Source organism: Exiguobacterium sp. SH5S4, from assembly GCF_004337045.1.
Classification (GTDB): domain Bacteria; phylum Bacillota; class Bacilli; order Exiguobacteriales; family Exiguobacteriaceae; genus Exiguobacterium; species Exiguobacterium aurantiacum_A.
In genome coordinates, this window is sequence record NZ_SJUQ01000003.1 from 22098 (window position 1) to 40034 (window position 17937).

At 52.0% G+C, this 17937-nt stretch carries 19 protein-coding genes; 11 read left to right on the forward strand and 8 right to left on the reverse strand.

Annotated features, from left to right (window positions below; all coding sequences use genetic code 11):
- Window positions 1-46: 46 nt before the first annotated feature.
- A complete protein-coding gene (locus EVJ32_RS02560) occupies window positions 47-694 on the forward strand; it encodes a thioredoxin domain-containing protein (protein WP_161568764.1) in 648 nt (215 codons plus the stop codon).
- A gap of 19 nt (window positions 695-713) precedes the next feature.
- Here the strand turns inward: EVJ32_RS02560 and EVJ32_RS02565 are convergent, their stop codons facing one another.
- The gene (locus tag EVJ32_RS02565; RefSeq protein WP_131456395.1) at window positions 714-1367 is read right to left on the reverse strand and encodes an excalibur calcium-binding domain-containing protein; all 654 of its coding nucleotides are present in this window, start codon (window positions 1365-1367) and stop codon (window positions 714-716) included.
- A gap of 215 nt (window positions 1368-1582) precedes the next feature.
- Window positions 1583-1822 (reverse strand): hypothetical protein, encoded by a 240-nt coding sequence (locus EVJ32_RS02570; RefSeq protein WP_070328462.1) that lies wholly within the window; start codon window positions 1820-1822, stop codon window positions 1583-1585.
- Between the two features lie 126 nt (window positions 1823-1948).
- Between EVJ32_RS02570 and EVJ32_RS02575 the strand changes: the two genes are divergently transcribed.
- Window positions 1949-3190, forward strand: coding sequence for a UDP-glucose dehydrogenase family protein (locus EVJ32_RS02575; protein ID WP_131456397.1), 1242 nt, complete (start codon window positions 1949-1951; stop codon window positions 3188-3190).
- 75 nt (window positions 3191-3265) lie between these two features.
- Here the strand turns inward: EVJ32_RS02575 and EVJ32_RS02580 are convergent, their stop codons facing one another.
- Window positions 3266-3739 (reverse strand): DinB family protein, encoded by a 474-nt coding sequence (locus tag EVJ32_RS02580; protein ID WP_131456399.1) that lies wholly within the window; start codon window positions 3737-3739, stop codon window positions 3266-3268.
- A 130-nt stretch (window positions 3740-3869) separates the two neighbouring features.
- On the opposite strand from EVJ32_RS02580, the gene EVJ32_RS16430 reads away from it, so the two are divergent.
- A complete protein-coding gene (locus EVJ32_RS16430; protein ID WP_255417724.1) occupies window positions 3870-4004 on the forward strand; it encodes a hypothetical protein in 135 nt (44 codons plus the stop codon).
- A complete protein-coding gene (locus tag EVJ32_RS02585) occupies window positions 4001-4261 on the forward strand; it encodes a hypothetical protein (RefSeq protein WP_070328468.1) in 261 nt (86 codons plus the stop codon). Before EVJ32_RS16430 ends, EVJ32_RS02585 begins: the two co-directional genes overlap by 4 nt.
- A gap of 28 nt (window positions 4262-4289) precedes the next feature.
- Here the strand turns inward: EVJ32_RS02585 and EVJ32_RS02590 are convergent, their stop codons facing one another.
- Together EVJ32_RS02590 and EVJ32_RS02595 are read right to left on the reverse strand one after the other, a co-directional pair.
- Window positions 4290-6995, reverse strand: a complete 2706-nt coding sequence (locus EVJ32_RS02590; RefSeq protein WP_131456401.1) for an EAL domain-containing protein — start codon at window positions 6993-6995, stop codon at window positions 4290-4292.
- A gap of 114 nt (window positions 6996-7109) precedes the next feature.
- The gene (locus EVJ32_RS02595) at window positions 7110-8939 is read right to left on the reverse strand and encodes a C40 family peptidase (protein WP_236639466.1); all 1830 of its coding nucleotides are present in this window, start codon (window positions 8937-8939) and stop codon (window positions 7110-7112) included.
- A 275-nt stretch (window positions 8940-9214) separates the two neighbouring features.
- On the opposite strand from EVJ32_RS02595, the gene EVJ32_RS02600 reads away from it, so the two are divergent.
- A complete protein-coding gene (locus EVJ32_RS02600; protein ID WP_131456403.1) occupies window positions 9215-11068 on the forward strand; it encodes a sensor domain-containing phosphodiesterase in 1854 nt (617 codons plus the stop codon).
- A gap of 195 nt (window positions 11069-11263) precedes the next feature.
- On the opposite strand, the gene EVJ32_RS02605 is transcribed toward EVJ32_RS02600, so the two are convergent.
- Window positions 11264-11707, reverse strand: a complete 444-nt coding sequence (locus EVJ32_RS02605; RefSeq protein WP_131456405.1) for a MerR family transcriptional regulator — start codon at window positions 11705-11707, stop codon at window positions 11264-11266.
- A gap of 314 nt (window positions 11708-12021) precedes the next feature.
- On the opposite strand from EVJ32_RS02605, the gene EVJ32_RS02610 reads away from it, so the two are divergent.
- The 4 genes from EVJ32_RS02610 (at window position 12022) to EVJ32_RS02625 (ending at window position 12930) form a co-directional block, all read left to right on the forward strand.
- Window positions 12022-12234, forward strand: a complete 213-nt coding sequence (locus EVJ32_RS02610; RefSeq protein ID WP_131456407.1) for a hypothetical protein — start codon at window positions 12022-12024, stop codon at window positions 12232-12234.
- A 73-nt stretch (window positions 12235-12307) separates the two neighbouring features.
- Entirely contained in the window at window positions 12308-12448 is a 141-nt protein-coding gene (locus EVJ32_RS02615; RefSeq protein WP_021066374.1) for a YvrJ family protein, read from the forward strand.
- Between the two features lie 26 nt (window positions 12449-12474).
- Window positions 12475-12687 (forward strand): hypothetical protein, encoded by a 213-nt coding sequence (locus EVJ32_RS02620; protein ID WP_131456409.1) that lies wholly within the window; start codon window positions 12475-12477, stop codon window positions 12685-12687.
- Between the two features lie 30 nt (window positions 12688-12717).
- Window positions 12718-12930: a DUF2922 domain-containing protein gene (locus EVJ32_RS02625; RefSeq protein ID WP_070328480.1), complete on the forward strand. Its 213-nt coding sequence runs from the start codon at window positions 12718-12720 to the stop codon at window positions 12928-12930.
- A gap of 234 nt (window positions 12931-13164) precedes the next feature.
- On the opposite strand, the gene EVJ32_RS02630 is transcribed toward EVJ32_RS02625, so the two are convergent.
- Both EVJ32_RS02630 and EVJ32_RS02635 read right to left on the reverse strand, forming a co-directional pair.
- Entirely contained in the window at window positions 13165-14316 is a 1152-nt protein-coding gene (locus EVJ32_RS02630; protein ID WP_131456652.1) for a class I SAM-dependent methyltransferase, read from the reverse strand.
- A gap of 27 nt (window positions 14317-14343) precedes the next feature.
- A complete protein-coding gene (locus EVJ32_RS02635) occupies window positions 14344-15195 on the reverse strand; it encodes a patatin-like phospholipase family protein (RefSeq protein ID WP_255569892.1) in 852 nt (283 codons plus the stop codon).
- Window positions 15196-15341: 146 nt separating this feature from the next.
- Here EVJ32_RS02635 and EVJ32_RS16155 point away from each other — a divergent pair, with 146 nt between their 5' ends.
- Window positions 15342-15500 (forward strand): hypothetical protein, encoded by a 159-nt coding sequence (locus EVJ32_RS16155; RefSeq protein ID WP_161568765.1) that lies wholly within the window; start codon window positions 15342-15344, stop codon window positions 15498-15500.
- A gap of 477 nt (window positions 15501-15977) precedes the next feature.
- Window positions 15978-17816 carry a methyl-accepting chemotaxis protein gene (locus EVJ32_RS02640; protein WP_131456413.1) on the forward strand — a complete coding sequence of 613 codons (1839 nt, stop codon included), beginning with the start codon at window positions 15978-15980 and terminating at the stop codon, window positions 17814-17816.
- The last annotated feature ends 121 nt before the right edge of the window (window positions 17817-17937 follow it).

Sequence of the window (17937 nt, forward strand, 5' to 3'; positions counted from 1 at the left end):
TGGTATAACAGACATATGTGAATAAATGAACATATGGAGGATGAGCATGAAACGTTTACTATTGATTCTATTAGGTGTGACGATGTTGGCGGCTTGCGGGACAAGCGAGTCGGATGACCGGGGAGAGCAGTTTACATATACGAGGTACGAGCTCCCGCTCGAAGATAAGGTCGCGCTCGGCGAGACCGGAGATCACGAGATCGTCTTCGTCTTTGACTACAGTTGCCCATGGTGCAAAAAATGGATGGAGAGCGTCTTGCCGGAAATCGAGTCGCGGTGGATCGAGACGGGAGAGGCGACGTTCAAAGGACAGCCGCTCGTCTTGCTGAATGAGCAGTCGCAACTGCTCGCTAGTGTCGATGCGAACGCTGAACAAGTGATGCCGGAACGGTACTATGCGTTGCAACGCCACATCGGGCTCGACGCCGAGACGGTCTCGGACTTCGGTACGGAGGCGTACGTCCACCGGCTCGCGGAAACGTTCGGTGTGGACGCGGAAGCTCTGCTCGCACCGCAAGTCGACGCGGGGATTCAAAACGCACGGCTCTATACGCGTGACCTCGGCGTCGAATACGTGCCGACCGTGTACGTGGACGGGATCAAGTTGCTCGATGCGTTCAGCTTAGAGGAGATGGAGCGGGTCATGTCTGGCGAGATTGAGGCGGGGGACCAAGTCGAGATGCCGAAAGAATGAACAAGCGACACCCTCATTTCTACTGGGTGTCGCTCTGTCCGCAGGCGATGCCGTCAAGATCGGTGTCGAACGACAGCAAATAGGCGTCGTGCTCGAGTGGGACACCGTCCGGGTAGACTGCGTTCAAATCGGTGCAGGAGCCGTACACCTCGAAGAACGCATCCGTCTCGTCGGCCGTGGCGACTGCGTCGTCTTGGAGGGCGGCTAGTTCACTTTCGAGTTGCTCGTTCAAGGCGTGCGCTTCCCGCAATTCGTCTTCGAGCGCGTACATCTCGGTCCGTTGCGTCTTAATGACTTCTTCTAAATCGAACACTTTTTGAAACAAGTTGTCTTTCATCGTGTCTTCGCGGACGGCAAGGCGTGCCTCGAGTTTCTCGGTCACGTCCCGCTCGATTTGAATCGCTTGCCAGGCGAGGGCGTCGGCATGTTGTTCCTCGAGGGCGAGCAGGGATTCGTCATAGTTCGCCTCGACCTCAGCTAAGTCGGCGCTGACGTGCAGCTTGTCTTGTTCCAAGTTGTAGTAGTAGACGCTCGAGCCGACGAACAGTAAATATAAGACGGTCGCGAAGACTTGTAGTTTGATCGGCTCGACCGGATGTTCGGCGAACCAGATGAACACGAGGCTGAGCGTGCTCGCCACGCATGCGGCCGTGATGAACGTCATGATCGTCATAGACACCCCTCTTTTCCTAGACTCTCTTTGACTATTCCTGTTTCGACTCGAAAACGAAGCGACAACGCGAGCATACTTTCAAGAAATCGAATCGACAGCTAGATATTGAACCACATTTATCACAGCGAATGTTCACGTGTCATACATATCGAAAAAGCAGGAGTTTCGGCAGATTCGTGGAATAAGTGCAAAAAGAAAAAAGCGTTCGACTGTCGTCAAACGCTCTTCTTGTCTTCAAGCTGTTGATTTTTCCGCCATTTCCAAATCACAAGACCGAGGACGAGGAAAATCGGAGCGGCCACCCAAGGACGGGCTTCGAGAATCGCGACAATTTCAAAGATGGACAACCATCCGCTGATCATGACGAGGATGAGCAACAAGGTTCGCAGTCCCCCCCGGACCGGAAACCAGTAATAGATGAATAACGTGATCAAAAAGAAAGCGAGCAAGCCCATGCGGTTAGTCCTTTCTAGCATCATTTTGACCAATTATAGCAGACAACATTGCGAGAGTGTTAGAGGCTTCCCTTTAAGACGACTTTTCGCTACAGTTGAAGATAGATTATTTAAGGAGGAACTAGCGTGAAATTTGGAATCATCGGCTTAGGGTATGTCGGATTAGCCACCCTGTGTGGCCTTGCAAAAGCGGGACATGAAGTCATCGGTGTCGAGAAAGACCAACCGAGACTGCGCCGCCTCATGAGCGGCCACGCACCGTTTCACGAGCCGGGTATGGCAGAAGTGCTCCAAGACTATGCAGACTCGATCACACTTACGGATAACACCGCCGACACAAATGATGTCGATTACTTGTTCTTGGCTGTCGGTACGCCGAGCAAGGAAGATGGCAGCTGCGACATGACGTTCGTCGATGCCGCTTTGTCTGAGATCAACACGAAGCAAAAAATCGTCATCCGCAGCACCGTGCCACCGGGAACGACCGACTTACTTAGCATCATGTATCCATTCCACACGTTCGCAGTCATGCCAGAATTCTTACAAGAAGGGCGTGCGCTCGCCGACGTCCTTAAACCGCACCGCGTCGTCATCGGCAGCGGAAGTCTTGAAATCAGCGAAGAACTCGCCGGCATTTATGGCCGTCTCGGTGTGCCGATTGTTTGCACGACACCGATCAACGCCGAATTGATCAAATACGCCTCGAATGCGTTTCTCGCCACAAAAATCAGTTTCATGAACGACTTGTCACGCCTCGCGGATAAAGCTGGCGCCGACATCGCGACGATTGCCGACGGGATGGGGCTTGACCCGCGCATCGGACGTTCTTACTTAAACGCTGGTCTCGGTTACGGCGGCTCGTGTTTCCCGAAAGATATGAACGCGCTCTTGAACGTCGCGGCCGAGAACGAACTCGACTTGCCGGTCATCCGTGCGGCGATTCAAGCGAACGATGAACAGATCGCCTATGTCGCATCGAAGATCGAACACCGCCCGAACCTGCGCGTCGCTTTCCTCGGTCTCGCCTTTAAACCAGGGACGGACGATATGCGTGACGCACCGTCGATCACACTCGCCAATCACTTACGGTTACGTGAAGTCGAAGTCGTCGGCTACGATCCGCTCGCGAAGTGGGAGTACCGTCAAGCGTTGACACCAGAAGAGGCGCTCAAAGGAGCCGACGTGGCGATTCTTGTCACGGAATGGGACGAACTCGTCAACTTGAAACCGGAAGCGTTCGCCGGGATGCGGACGAAACGGTTGATTGACGCACGCAACGCATGGAAGTATGCGCGCGACCCAGAAGACGTCGAGTACGAAGGCGTCGGCCGCATGCAGGGCAAGACGAACACACCGTCATCGAAATGAGCAAAGACGAGACCTTTCAACAGGTCTCGTCTTTTTGGTTGCGGTCTATGACCTAGGTGCTGAGTGCGACGGCGGTTAGCGGTTCGTCTGTTCTTTTGTCGGGCCCATGACACCAGGGACGTGTTGTCCGGCCTGGCGTAAAAGTACCGTCATCTGACCACGATGATGTGTCTGATGGTCGATCATCATGCGGAGGACGGCACCGCGCGGCGTCATCTTCCCGTGGACATCGACTTCTTCTAGCAAGTAGTCGTCTGAGAAACCGTCAGCGGCGCTTGAAATTTCTTGTGCGTATCGTTCGTACTGGTCGGCGATCGTGTTCGCTTGATCGGGCTGGGTCAGGCTCTTCAAAGCCGAGAGACGGAAGCCGAGCAAGTTCGTGAAGTAGCCGAGCGCGGTCGTGACGTGCCAACCGATCCAACCGAGCGAGTTATGGTCGGGGACGATTTTTTGGCCGAGCGTGTCATCGGTCATGGCGCGGAGCACGTCGAGCGTGCCGGTCGATGATTTTGTCCAATCCTGTTTGAAGTCGTTAGCGGTGCGATACATAAGACTACCTCCTTCTGCGTATTCTATCGCTAGTATACGCATGTGCCTTTCGTTCACGCACGTCTGATGATCCGATGAAACATTTCGGTCGGTTTTCCCGTAGAATGAAGGAGATAGGAGGGAGTCGTTCATGTGGATTCTTGTATTTGCAGCACTGCTCATGTTTGTCCTCGGCTTCATCTTTTTCATCGTCGGACTCATTGATCTAAATCTTGAAACGAACGAAGCAACGGAACAATTATATGAGGAGGTGATCACTCGATGAGTCCATGGTACGCGCGCAACATGCCGTTCTTTTTCCTGACGTTCTTTTTTCCGCCGCTCGCGCTGCTCTTGCTCGTCTGGCAGTGGGACAAATTTACGACGGACCGGGGCATCAAACTGTTTTTCGCGGTCGGGATGACGGTGTTCATCGTGTTCGGTCTATTGCCGCGTGGCACGCTTCCGGTCATCTTGCCGATCATCTTCGGCTTGATTGCCTTAAAGCTCGTACTGAACGTGATCAGACGAAAAAAAGGCTGACGCGCTAGACGTCAGCCGATCGGGACGCTCACTCAGGGCGTCCTTTTTCTTCGTTCACCCAAGCCTCGAACGCGTCAGATTTGAGCGCCGGGGCGTAGTAGTAGCCTTGTCCGAGCTCGACCCCTTCGGCAATCATCCGTTCGAGGTCTTCCTTCGTCTCGATGCCTTCGGCGAGGGATGTGAGCGCCTGCTCGCTCGCGAAGCGTGAGACGGCACGGAGGAAGGATGTGCTGTCTTTCGCTTTCCCGCTGACGTACATCCGGTCAATCTTCACTTCTTGAATCGGTAAGTGCCAAATCGCTTCGAACGAGGCGTAGCCGGTGCCGAAGTCATCGATCGACAAGCAGTAGCCGAGGTCGGCGATGTCCTCGAGCCGATCGAGCTCGTTCGCATGTGACATGATGTCGGCCGACTCGGTCAATTCGATTTTCAAGCGGTCCGGCAGCCACGGATACGTCTCGATCAAATCACGCAGCTTCGTGACAATCGACGGGTCGACCGAGTGGGCAGACAAGTTGTACGACAACGAGACGCCGGAGAATGACGTATCGCGCCAAGCGACGAGCTGGTTGATGACTTGGTCGAGGATCGAGTGTGACAACCATAAAATCTGGTCTGACCGTTCGGCGATGCGGATGAACTCGTTCGGCGGGACGTGACCGATATCCGGATGCTGCCAACGGGCGAGCGCCTCGGCCCCGACGACGCGTCCAGTTGTCAATTCGACTTGCGGCTGATAGGCGACGGTGATGTGTCCTTGCTCGATCGCCTCGGGGAGCGCCTGTTCGATCAAGGCGGCCCACTGCAGCTGGGCGAGGATGCTCGCGTCATACCAGACGAACGGCGTCCGCGTCTCTTTGGCGTGTTGGAGTGCTCGCGTCGCCTCGAACAAACAATCCGTATAGTTCGGCGTCGTGTGTGCCGCCCCGATTTGAACGTGGACGGTCTGTCGTTTTTGATTGATCAACAGTTCAGTCGGGAACAGCTCCATCAGTTCATGTTCGTCGAGCGTGTTGAACCCTCTGACGTACAGCATGAGCGTGTCGTCCCGATAGCGGCCGAACAAGTGATGCGCATACTTCTCGAGCCGGTCCTCGACGTGACGGGCAAACTCGGTCATGAGCAGGTCAGCATAAATCGTATCGTACCAATCGACGAGATGGTGGAAATCGTTCAACTTGATTAAGAGGAACGTTCCGTCGATATCTTGTTTTTCCCACGCTCGCATAAAACCGTACTCGTTATACAGTTCGGTGGCGAGGTCGAATCGGACGAGGCGATCGACTTTCCGTTCACGCTCGACGCGCTCGGTCTCATCTTCGAGGATCAAATAGTACGTGAGTGTCTCTCCGCGCTTGAGCGGGATGATTTTCGCGTTCAAGAAACGGGCATGTTCTCCTTTTAAATGCAAAATGAACTGGGCGCTCGTCCCGTGCTCGGTCACACCTTCAAGTGCTTCCTGAAACAGGCGACGGCCTGTGTTGGTGAACAGCTGATTGATCTCGTACAAGTTCCGTTCGCCGAAGAATTGGCCGAACACATCGTTCCGTTCGATAAAGTTATAGGCGTCATCAATCAACGCGATGGCGAGACCGGTCTCTGAGAACAGGGACGACCAACGCTCGTGATAGCGAAGCAGGTCGTTCGATTTCGTCTCGAGCGTGTTGACGGTCGAATGGACGCTCACCGCGATCTCGCGGAGCTCGTCCTCGATACCGCGGAAGTCATGACTGGCCGGGAATGACGCCTCGACCGGTTCGGTGCTCGGGTCGATGGCGAGCGCACGGGCCTTCAAATGACTTAAATCATGGGCATACATTTTGCGTGTACAGCAAAGCGCGGCCAAGAGCCCGGTCGAAAGCACGAGCGTCGCGAGCAAGACGAGGACGGCGAGCGTCCCATATCGGTTTCGTTCCTCTAGGAGAAATGACTCGGTCGACGAGCGGATGGTTTGGAGCGCTTCATGCGAGTCTTCGTAAAACTTGGTCCCGTTGACGTAACGCGCCTCGATCGTCGAGCCCGCCGAAGTCAGTCGTCCCAACGCTAGGGCGCTCTCCGTTAAATCAGCGGTCGACTTCGTTTGGAGAGCAGGATTCGTCGCGATAATCTCTTCAAGTAAACGCGCTTCAGTGGCGATGGAGGCGAGTTCGGCTTCTAATTTTTCTCGGTCCGGCGTCTCCGCCAGCAAGTTCGTCACGTTTTGGATGAACGTCATCTGCATCCGCATGACGGCATCGGTCAACTCGTAGGCCGTGTTCGCTTGGGAGGTCCGCTCTAAGCCTTGGTAGAGCCAACGCCGATCAATCGATTCGATGACGTCAAACGGGACGTTGTCGAATTCGCTCGACTCGCCGTCGAGCGTCTCTTCTAGTCGTTCAGAAAAAGCGAGGAGGGCATCCCGTTCGCGTTCGTGGACCCCGGTCTCGAAATCATCGAGCAGCTGGGTGTTATACTGGAGCGCGCGTTCGCGATAAGGCGAGGACAACAACGCCGTCGGCTGGCCCGAGTTCAGTTCGTACAGTTTCGCGGCCTGGTGGAGGACGAGGTAAGACTCGACGCCGGCAAGGTCGGATGCATGGTTCAAGTTCGTCACGGACTGATCGACGCTGACGTGTTTCTCTTTCCAGTAATAGCTTAATCCGAGACCGAATAACAACACACCGACGAGGCAGGCGACAGCAAGTACCATCGTATAGATCCGGTACGGAATTTTGGCGAATCGGTTGCTTCCCATCTTACACTCCCTTTCTACCTTTCCTATCTTATATCGCATTTCGAGTCTTTCAAGTGAAATCCTGCTAACTAAAAAAAAACCCGACAAAGGTCGGGTTTTCAAATGCGTCAAAGGTCACGGTCGCTTATAGCCGATGAGGCGTGATTTCCAATACGGCTCTTTGCTGATTTGATTGTAGCCGAGACCAAACGTCCCGGCGTGGATGAACGTATCGGCGTCGATCATGATGCCCATATGGGACGGACCGGCCGTATACGTGTTCTCGAAGAAGACGAGGTCACCGGCCTGGGGCACGAACGATTTGTCGAGCTGCGGCCCGAAGTAAGACCCGGCCCAATAGTTGGCGACGTTCGTCCGCGGGATCGAGACACCCGCTTGATTGAACGCGTAATAGATGATGCCTGAGCAGTCAAAGCCGCCGTTGACCGGACTAGATGACGCCCAAATGTACGGCGTCCCGACGTATTTCTTCGCGACGGCGATCGTCGCGAGCCGGGTTGCTTGGGCGGTCTGCCCGTTGACTTGGGTGACGAACGCTTTGGCGACGAAGCCTTGTGTCCCGTTCTCGTTGACGCGGTAGTGTGTCGCCGTCTCGCCGACGACGTTCAACAGTCCGCCGCGGAGCGTCGACCCGACGACCTGACTCGAATCGTTTGCTTGGGCGCGGATTGCGGCCGGACTTGCCGTATAGAACGTATGTGAGTCGAACGACCCGCTGACCCATGTCGGTGCTGTCGTTGAGCTTTTCGGTACTTCTTTGACGAACGAGGCTGCGACGAAGCCCGTCGTGTTGCCGATATAAATCTGGTGCCAGCCGTTTGCCGTCTGGACGACGCGGAGCGTCTGACCGGCTTTGACGCTACCGACGATGGCGGAACTCGTCGACGCAGCAGCACGGACGTTCAAGGACGGGGTGTTGACGACGTAATCGACCGAAGTGTTCCCAGCCCCGGCGTCACCTAAGTTCGGTGCGACCGGTGCACTCGGTGCGGTCGTCGTCTGTTTCAAGTAGCCGGCACTGACGTAACCGCTCTTTCCGTTATACGTGACGTAGTACCAAGTGCCGCTCTGTTTCGTTGCTTGCACGGTCGCGCCGTTCGGGATCGTCGTGACGAGCGCGAAACCGATGCCTGCTCCTTTTCGCACGTTCAAGTTCGCCGTCGTGACGAACGATTGATTGACGCTCTCTTCTTTCGGCGCTGCCGGTGTCGCCGGCTGACTCGGTGAAGGTGTGGCAGGTTGACTCGGTGAAGGCGTCGCGGCGGCTTTCTTTAAGTATGTAGTGGCGACGAAGCCTGTCGTCGAACCGTACTTGATGTGCGACCACGAACCTTCGACTTTGAGGATCGTGACCGTTTTTCCTTTCGGGATCGTGACGAGTACGTTCGCCTTTGTCGATTTCGAAGCCCGGAGGTTCAAGTTGACGGTCGTCTGTGACGTCGATTGGGCGGTCGGGCTGACGGTGCTCGTTGATGCCGTCGGCTTAGTCGTTGCTGCCTTGGCTGTACCGAGATAGTCGTTATGTACCCAGCCGGTCTTCCCGTTAAAGGTGACTTGCGACCACTTACCGCTCGTCTTGAGCGGTTTGAGCGTTTGACCTTTCGGGATGGTGAGCAAGACATTATGGCTCGTACCGGCACCGGCGCGAAGGTTCAATGCAGCGGTCGTGACTCGATTTTTGCTTACCGCCGTACTCGTTGTCGTGAGTACGGTCGGTGATCCGGCCAAGTTAAGTGTTTGTCCGATGGCGATTCGGTCGGTCGTCAAGTTGTTCATCGACTTGAGTGTCGCGAGCGGGATTTGATGCTGTTGGCTGATCGACCAAAGCGTGTCACCGGCTCGGACGATATGGGTGCTAGCGGCGGACGCTTCGTCGGCCTGGGCGAGGACGCTTACGGCGGCGATTGCGGCGAATGAGTACATGAGGCCGGACTTGTGATTCATGGAGTCACTTCCTTTAATATAATAGAGTCATTCATGACGGGTAACGATACACATTTATTGTACGGTGCCGAGAAACCGGGAAGCAATGGTGGAAAGGACTCATTCGAGCGAGATTCCTTGAAAAGCAGGTCAATATTTTTTGATAGGTCTGTCAGATAGATGTCTCCTAAAAAGAGGGAAATTAGAAATTGACTTTATGTTGAATTTTGGAAGGTCTCGTATTTGTGCTTCATGCTATCATTAAGGCAAAACTGTTTGAACGAGGGTAGGGGACTATGATCGAGGGGAACTTTTCAACACAAACATACCGTAAACATCAAGAGAAACTGTTCGAGCTCGTACGGATGCCGGACGTGTCCGACGCGACAGTCGAGCAGGCGATCAGCTATATGTGCGAAGTCGTCGCGGATATGCTCGAAGTCGACACCGTATCGATCTGGCACTTCGATGAGACGCAACACTCGATCAGTTGTCAAGTCGCATATTCAAAAGATAAAGGCATCAGCAAGCCGGCATTAACGGTCTATCGTCAGGATGCGCCGGTCTATTTTGATGCGCTCTGCACGAACCGTGTCCTCCTGTTTGAGAATGTCCGGACGCACGAATGGGTGAAAAATTTATATCAACAATACTTCGTCGAAGGACAACGGGTTTACTCGATGCTTGACGCACCAATCTTTGCGGACGGACAAGCCCGCGGTGTCATCTGCTGCGAGACATACGAGCTTCGGAAGTGGACGTATGTCGAAGAGCTGATCGTGAGTACACTCGCCGATTTTGTCGCTATTTTATATAGTCGGCTCGAACGTCAGTCGGTCGAACAACACATCGCCCGGCTCGCCTATACGGATGAATTGACAGGACTGATGAATAAGAACGCGTTCATCGAACGAGTCGACCGGATGCGGGACGAACTCAATCATCACCTCGGGTCACTCATTTACGTGAGAATCGATGAGTTCCGCTCTGTCGAGGACGCGTTCGGCAGCGAGAAGGCCAATCAATTAATCCAGGAAATCGCAGATCGGCTCCGTCTCGTCGTCGATCCGGCGATGATCGCCCGAAGTTCTCAATCCGGGTTCGTCATATGGACACCGTACGGCGACCGGATCAAAGCGTACGGGATTGCCGACATGCTTTGTGAGACGGTGACGAACGAGCCGTTTACCGTCGATGAACTGGATGTCGTCTTGACGATGAGTGCCTTTATCTCGATTGAGGATAAGGCGCGCTCGACGCTCGAGATGATTCACACGACACGGATCGCCGCTAGTCATCATCATGTCCAACGCGGTGGCATCATCTTCTATGAAGAGAAGATGGGAGAGAAGGCGACGGCCCGATTGACGCTCGAGATGAATTTGCGCAAAGGGCTCGCGTTGAACGAGTTTGCGCTCTACTATCAGCCGAAAATTGACGGGTCGACCGGACGGCTTAACGGTTTTGAAGGGCTCATGCGTTGGATCCATCCGGAAAAAGGGCTGATCCCGCCGCTCGACTTTATCCCGCTCGCCGAGTCGACCGGTGTCATCATCGCCCTCGAAGAGTGGGCGCTCGAGGAGGCATGCCGCCAATTGAACGCGTGGCACGCCTCTGGCCGGACATATCACTTGGCGCTCAATTTGTCGGCCCGTCACTTCCTATCAGAAGGCGTTGTTGAGAAGTTCGCCCGTGTCGTCGAAAGCATGGGTGTCTGCCCGAACTATTTGACGTTTGAAATCACGGAGAGCGTCGGAATGGAGAATCAGCAGCACGTCATCGAACGGTTCATCGCCTTCCGCACGCAAGGTTTCTCGATCTCGATCGATGACTTCGGGACCGGTTTCTCGGCGTTCGTCTATTTAAAGCATTATCCGATCCATGAGATCAAAATCGACCGTCAGTTCATCCAAGCGACGGAGAACGACCCGACCGGAAACGTCATCGTCCAATCGATCATCGAGCTCGCCCGCGGCCTCGGTTTAAAGACCGTCTGCGAAGGCATCGAGACGACCGAGCAGCACGACGCACTCCGTTTGCTTGGCTGTGACGAGATGCAAGGGTATTACTTCTCGCGTCCGCTCCCGATTGATGAGCTCGAGGCGTGGATTGAAGCTTATAACAATGAAAACAAGGATTCGCTCCGTTGAGCGAATCCTTGTTTTCATTGTGGCAGGTCAATCTGAATCGTCGTCCCGACACCGAGGTCACTCGTCACGGTGACCGTGCCCCCGTGTGCCTTGATGATGTCCCGGGAACGGTTATAAAAATAGACTCAAATCGAGTTCAACTCAAAAAGCCTTTCCCGACGATCAACGTGTCGTCGGGAAAGGCTTTTTGGGTGCTCATGCGAGTGAACTTTCTCGCTCGGCTAATTCGTATTGGAGTATGTACGTCAATTCTACATGTACTTGATCTGAAAAGTTAGTCTTTCTGACGTGCGTACGTGGTCGTAATCCACATTCCAAAGCAATATCGATGATTGTCCGAATCTGATTTTCCGTATAAAAACGTTTGCGTCCCATCGTGAACGGGGTCGGCGGTAAGACGCCGTCCGTCTCCCATTTGATCAACTGTTGCTGGCTGCGTGGGATGCCGGCGACAGTGAAGGCGCGACTCAATTCTTTAAGCGGATAGACAATTAAATGGCGTCCGTTATATTGAAATGGTTTACCTAGTTCGGGACGATATGCATCCCATTCGGTCGCAAAGAACGTTAAATCGATCGTGTCAACTTCAAATTGAGCGGAAGGAATTGGCGTGGCGAGTGTGATGTCTAAGTTGTTCATCTAGTGTTAGCTCCTTCTTCAAGTCTGCCGGGTGGTAGTACCCTCCCTCGTATAGTACCCTATTTTCAAAAAATTAACTGTTCATTTTTTGAAAGCGTGGAAATGAATTTATGGGACTTTCGATGCGGTTGTGAAATTTACACAACGTCTATAAAAATACCCTAAATGGTATGGCGATGCAAGTCATAGGAATGATTTGAGGCAGATATAACGACTGCTTGATGATGTGGTTCAAAAGTCACGGTTAGAAAATTTGCGGTTTTTGAGCAAAACGGTTTTAGTGTCGGTTAATAAGGGCGAAGGAGGTGAGACATATGGCAGTGTATCGAGAATACGCAAGCGTTTTTTATCTCGACACGAAACGGCTCGTTGACGGCAAGGAAAAACGTCAGCTCGTCCGCTTCGGTCCGCTCGGTGCGCGGATGGAGACCGAGGAGATCAAACAGTTTGGCGACTTGTTGATCCCGTTACTCGCGGTCGAATCCGCTACGTACGTCGTGTCGCGTGAATTCCACGTGACCGTCTAAATTGGAGGCTCCCACTTATGCTAATACCCCCTCGTCCCGCCGCTCACAATCGGCACGATGAGCAGGTGGTCACATGAGCTGGCCCGAACTCATCTCAAACCTCGGATTCCCGATCGTCGTCTCGCTCTATCTGCTCCACCGGATCGAGACACGTCTTGAGCGGATGATTCAGCTGCTCGAACGTCTGGACTCCACCTATCCGTCTGAATTGTAACCACTCCCCGAAAGGAGCCATCCCCTATGGCACAGCTGACAGAAAAGAAAGCCACGCTCGTCCTGACGACGCATCATGACCTCGAAAGTTTGAAACCGACGAAGAAGACGCAACGGTTCGGTCCGATTCGTTCAGCGCTCACGGCAGATCAAGCCGATTCATACGGTCAGCTCATGCTCGATCTTCTCGAACATGAAGATTTCACCGTGTCGGTCGTCCGCGAATACGACTTAGCCTAATCCACTCACATTCTAAGGAGGAAATGAACCATGACTGAGACAAAACTAGAGATCGCCTTTTTGGACACGTTTAACAAAGTTGCCCGCTTCCGTTTGAACAACGTCAAACAACCGGTCGATCCAGTGAAAGTGCAAGCGCTCGCCGACTTCATGGTCGCGAACGACCCGCTCGGCAAAAACGTCGTCAAGTGGACCGAGATCAAGATGATCGAAGGCACCGAGACGGTGTTGAACATCCAATAATCGACAAAGCATCGTCTCTAAAAAGAGACGGTGCTTTTTTATCCAATCAAAAATCGAAGAACGGTTTCAACCGACACAGATTATCGTCAACTATATAGGAGCGACGATAGTACATATTCAGGCAGGGACATATGATCGCTTGTTTTGCTGAATGTGTCCAAACGGCAAGAAAAGCTAAGTGGAATGTTGATTCCGCTTAGCTTTTCTTTGTATGGAGCTTAATTTGCCGAACCGTTATTCGTATAAGTGTGCTCTAGTCATGTTCAAGTCGTTGTTTACATGCTTAGTAAATAGCGTTTGGTGAAGATCCAATCCGCCGTTTCGGAAAAAGGCCGCACTAGATTGGAGATATAAGCGCCACATTCGGATGAAGCGTTCGCCGTACATCTCTTCACTTCTGTCTATCGTAGCTTCAAATCGAGACGACCAATGATCGAGTGTTTGCGCATAGTGGAGACGCAGACTTTCGATATCGACGACATGGAAATTGTACTCAGGGAGCAAAGTGACGATTTCTCGCAATGAAGGAATATAGCCGCCGGGGAAAATATATTTTTGAATCCACGGGTCACCGGCTTCTTCTGTTTGGTGAGTGATTGTGTGAAGTAGTGCCATCCCTTTATCTTTTAATAAAGTGTTCACGGTTTTCATGAAGGTCGGATAGTCTTTTTGGCCGACGTGCTCGAACATGCCGACGCTCGAAATTTTATCGAACGTTAATCCGCTATGGACTAACTCCCGATAATCCATCAGTTCCACAGTCACTTGATCTTCTAGCCCTAATTCTTCAATGCGAGCTTTAGTTTTGGCGTACTGTTCTTCACTGAGAGTGACTCCATGCGATCTGACTCCGTAAGCACGGGCGGCCCGGATAATCAGTTCTCCCCAACCGCTACCGATGTCGAGAAGCGTTTCGCCTTCTTTCAGTTGGAGCTTATTCAACACATGGTCGATTTTATTCAGTTGGGCTTGGTTAAGACTATCGTATGGTTCTTTGAAGTATGCACAAGAGTAACTCATTGTTTCATCGAGCCAGAGGGCATAAAACTCGTTACCGATGTCATAGTGATGTTCGATGTTTTGTTTGGCTTTTCTGATTGATAGATTCGGTAATTTAGGTACGTTTACGTTCCATAGCTCTTGTTTATTATGAAGAGCAAGCGAAATAATATCTTCAATGTCACCGTCGATTTCGATATCCCCGTCCATATAGGCTTCACCAAAAGCGATGCTCGGTTCTTTCAACAATCTCGTCAGGGAAAACCCTTCGTTAAGTTTCAGGTACAGACGAGGCTCTTCGTGCCCGTATTGGTTCACCGTTCCATCAGCAAATTGAACTGCGAAAGGAATATTCGCATCCAAGCGGTTGAATAGGGTGTCAATCATTAAAGTTTTCATCGTCATGTTCCTCCTTCAATTGTTTAAAAAGTTCTCCATCGATTGAAACGCATCTCGGGCATCAAGATAACCTTGCGTATGCATGTTTTCAAGCTTAGAAGCATCACGTTCGGCGCGTTTGATTTTAAAGTCCTGGCTCGGCCGGATAACGAATACTTTTCCCTCTTCTTCGAGGCGCTCGATTGTATCAAGTGTATCGTTGTATAACTTCCATCGTGTCTCCAGGGCGTGGGTAAGGCCACCATAGTTTTTGTAGAAATAACGAGTCGTTTTAGAAAAGAATGAAGGCTTTTTCCGATATCCTTTCGCCTTCGTCAAAACGATGACGCTTTTTTGGACGCCATCTTGCAAAGCCTTTTGGATCGGAATGGGGTCGGAAATGCCGCCATCCATTAAAAATTTGTTTTGATGGATGACTGCCTTGGACATAAACGGCAATGAGCTCGATGCGCGGACGATAGACAAAATGTCGGTCGCGCACTCACTCTTTTCAAAGTAAACAGGTTTTCCGGTCTCACAATCTGTCGTGCCGATGATAAAGTGCTGTTTCGAGGAATGAAACGTTGTGAAATCGAAAGGTACGAGTTTGTTTGGTATATGATCGAAAATTAAATCCATCCCGAAGAGTTCTTTTCTCATTAATAAGTTCTTTATTGAGATGTAGTCGGGATGCGTCACATAGTCGATGGTCACAGACTTATTTCGTCCAGGTTGTCTCGATACATATGAAGAGGCGTGACAAGCTCCAGCAGAAACACCGATGATGTATGTGAAGTATCGATTTTGTTCCATGAAATATTCAAGTACTCCAGCGGTATAAACGCCTCTCATACCGCCTCCTTCCAACACTAGTCCATCTTTAAACACTTTATGTCTCTCCTCCTTCCGGGTTGATGAAGTGAAAATGTTTCCACCTTGAACGTCATAAATGAATTTTTGTGAAGTCATTCACAAATTAACGTTCGTGATTTGTTCCGATTGAGCGAATTGGACGGATGGTACAGAACGATAGGATGAAGATTGTCAACAAGCCGACGGGCAAGATGTTGAAGGGGCATACATACCGCTTCTTCTGGCCGAGGAAAGAACGGAGAATGTTCATCGTGAAGACGTTCGACGGCCTAATCAAATTCTGCACCGAGACGAGGGCGTCATTCTCGTCCATCAAATAACGAGATCTGGGTTCCGTCGTAAGCAAAATCAGTATTGAGCTCGGTCGTGTTGCGGTCATGACGAACGACGAGTTAGAGACTTAGAATGCCAGTCCAACGTTCGCTCTCCCGCAAGAAATGTGGATTCAGGACTTCGCCTGAAAGTATGTAGCGACTCGAGTTACCGTTAAAGTATATTTATTTATATGTAACGTTTCGTTAGTAAGATACCGTAACAGACTATAATAGTGACAAAAACATGACAATACTTTGGACTTAAGAAAAATAATTCAGATAATTGAAAGCGTTTTTATTGACATGTCGCTAAAAGATCAAAGTGCGCGGTGAATGAACAGTGGGAGTCATCAAGACTAGTTTATGCCGATACAAGTGACTGATTTTTCAGTCATCTTTTTTTATTTTGGTCAATCCACTTTAAACTTCTCGACTTCAAGACGATAAAGAATGAAACGTTGTACTTGAGAGGGGAATACATACATGGCATGGAAAGAAAAATGGTCAGCGGCTGTACGTCGATTGAACCTGCGTCGCATCGATGTCCGCCGCTTCACATGGAAACCGAAACAACGGAGACGACAAAAAGTAGAGACATCCGCGCCTTCAAGTAAAGGCCTGACGATTCGTCAAAAGTTATGGGGGCTCGTCATCCTCGCGCTCGTCATGGTCGCCGGTGTCGGCGGCTACTCGCTGTTGTCACTCGCCGACGCGAACCGTCAAGGCGATGATATCGTCAACAACTGGAATAAAGGGCTCGACTACGCCCACGAGCTGAACACGCTCGCCGCGAACTATCGTGCGCTCGAACTCGAGCATATCGTGACCGAGGACGCGGCCGGGAAAGAAGAACTGATGGCGAGACTGAAAGAGATTCGGACCCGAATCAATGAACTCGCGCCGAAATATGAGGCGACAGCGTCAGGCGAGACGGACATAGAACTGTTTACGAACTTCGCCCGCCAATGGGAGATGTATCAACGCGTGTCAGACAACATGCTCATCTTTAGTACATCGGGCAACAACGGTATGGCCCGCTCGTACTACGATGCCCAGTCTCAGTCTACATATGATAACTTTACGCAACGCCTGACCGAACTCGTCGATTACAACTCAGGAGGCTCGCGGCAAGTCGGGGCGGACATGGAACGCAAGTTTCAACAAGCGCTCATCGCCTTACTTGCCGTGACGGTTGGGGCGTTTGTCATCCTCTTGTTCCTCGGGATGAGTCTACTTCGTTCAATCATCAAGCCGATGCGGATGCTTCAGACGAAATTCGATGAACTGGCATCACAAGGCGGAGATTTGACGATGTCGATCCCGGTCACGTCGAACGATGAGATCGCGCAAGTGAGCCGTTCATTCAACGTCTTCCTCGCCTCGCTTCGTGAGATTATGATTGATGTCGACGAGACGGCGAAAGTCGTGCTCACGTCGTCGCAAGAAGTCGCCGCGGAAGTGACCCAACTGAGCCGTTATATGGAAGAGACGTCAGGTACGGTCGAAGAACTGACGGCCGGGATGGAAGAGACGGCCGCTTCGTCGCAAGAGATGAGTGCCTCGACGACCGAGATGGGCAGCTCGATCGATACGATCGTCGAACTCTCGAACGATAGTGCCAAAACGGCAGAAAACGTCGAGCGTCGTGCCCATACGATGCGTACGCAAGCCATCGCCTCGAAGACGGAAGCGAACGCCATCATCCAGAAAAAACGCATCGAGCTCGATGAGGCGATCAAAGGTGCCAAGTCGGTCGAAGAGATCCGCGTCTTGACGAGTGCGATCCTCACAATTGCCGACCAGACGAACCTGCTCGCCTTGAACGCATCGATCGAGGCGGCACGGGCTGGAGACGCCGGACGAGGATTTGCCGTCGTCGCGTCAGAGATCCGCAAACTCGCCGAGAACTCTCGTCAAACCGTGAACGAGATTCAAGCGGTGTCGAATACGGTCATCGATTCGGTCGAACGGCTCAATACGAGCTCGGCGGATATGCTCACGTTCTTGAACACGAACGTGCTCACCGACTACGACCGGCTCGAGGAATCGGCAACGCAGTACGAAGAGGACGCCACCGTATTCGGCAAGACGGCGAACACGTTCGAGACGAACGCGTTGCAGCTCCGCCATATGACCGATAGCATTTTGCACGTCATCCAAGAAGTCGCGACGACCGTGACAGAAGGAGCGGACGGGACACAGTCGATCTCAGAGAAAGTCCAACTGTCCGTCGAACGGTTCAACGATGTCCAACAGCGGATGAACGAGACAGAACAGCGGGCGACCGAACTATCGAATCGCGTGTCACAGTTCAAGTTATGAGACAGGACCACAGTCAAACGACTGTGGTCTTTAATTGTGACAAAAATTGGAACATAAAACTGATAAAGGTAGTCAATAAGAAGTCAGACTTCTTTTATTTGGTACATATTAGGTTTTGTCA

What these genes read in the sequence shown, in the direction of transcription:
- EVJ32_RS02560 (WP_161568764.1), top strand. Translation starts at nt 47, where the DNA reads ATGAAACGTTTACTATTGATTCTATTAGGTGTGACGATGTTGGCGGCT.
- EVJ32_RS02615 (WP_021066374.1), top strand. Translation starts at nt 12,308, where the DNA reads ATGAGCTGGCCCGAACTCATCTCAAACCTCGGATTCCCGATCGTCGTC.
- EVJ32_RS02625 (WP_070328480.1), top strand. Translation starts at nt 12,718, where the DNA reads ATGACTGAGACAAAACTAGAGATCGCCTTTTTGGACACGTTTAACAAA.
- EVJ32_RS02610 (WP_131456407.1), top strand. Translation starts at nt 12,022, where the DNA reads ATGGCAGTGTATCGAGAATACGCAAGCGTTTTTTATCTCGACACGAAA.
- EVJ32_RS16430 (WP_255417724.1), top strand. Translation starts at nt 3,870, where the DNA reads ATGTGGATTCTTGTATTTGCAGCACTGCTCATGTTTGTCCTCGGCTTC.
- EVJ32_RS02590 (WP_131456401.1), bottom strand. Translation starts at nt 6,995, where the DNA reads ATGGGAAGCAACCGATTCGCCAAAATTCCGTACCGGATCTATACGATG.
- EVJ32_RS02565 (WP_131456395.1), bottom strand. Translation starts at nt 1,367, where the DNA reads ATGACGATCATGACGTTCATCACGGCCGCATGCGTGGCGAGCACGCTC.
- EVJ32_RS02630 (WP_131456652.1), bottom strand. Translation starts at nt 14,316, where the DNA reads ATGATTGACACCCTATTCAACCGCTTGGATGCGAATATTCCTTTCGCA.
- EVJ32_RS02580 (WP_131456399.1), bottom strand. Translation starts at nt 3,739, where the DNA reads ATGTATCGCACCGCTAACGACTTCAAACAGGATTGGACAAAATCATCG.
- EVJ32_RS02620 (WP_131456409.1), top strand. Translation starts at nt 12,475, where the DNA reads ATGGCACAGCTGACAGAAAAGAAAGCCACGCTCGTCCTGACGACGCAT.
- EVJ32_RS02585 (WP_070328468.1), top strand. Translation starts at nt 4,001, where the DNA reads ATGAGTCCATGGTACGCGCGCAACATGCCGTTCTTTTTCCTGACGTTC.
- EVJ32_RS02600 (WP_131456403.1), top strand. Translation starts at nt 9,215, where the DNA reads ATGATCGAGGGGAACTTTTCAACACAAACATACCGTAAACATCAAGAG.
- EVJ32_RS16155 (WP_161568765.1), top strand. Translation starts at nt 15,342, where the DNA reads ATGAAGATTGTCAACAAGCCGACGGGCAAGATGTTGAAGGGGCATACA.
- EVJ32_RS02595 (WP_236639466.1), bottom strand. Translation starts at nt 8,939, where the DNA reads ATGAATCACAAGTCCGGCCTCATGTACTCATTCGCCGCAATCGCCGCC.
- EVJ32_RS02640 (WP_131456413.1), top strand. Translation starts at nt 15,978, where the DNA reads ATGGCATGGAAAGAAAAATGGTCAGCGGCTGTACGTCGATTGAACCTG.
- EVJ32_RS02570 (WP_070328462.1), bottom strand. Translation starts at nt 1,822, where the DNA reads ATGGGCTTGCTCGCTTTCTTTTTGATCACGTTATTCATCTATTACTGG.
- EVJ32_RS02605 (WP_131456405.1), bottom strand. Translation starts at nt 11,707, where the DNA reads ATGAACAACTTAGACATCACACTCGCCACGCCAATTCCTTCCGCTCAA.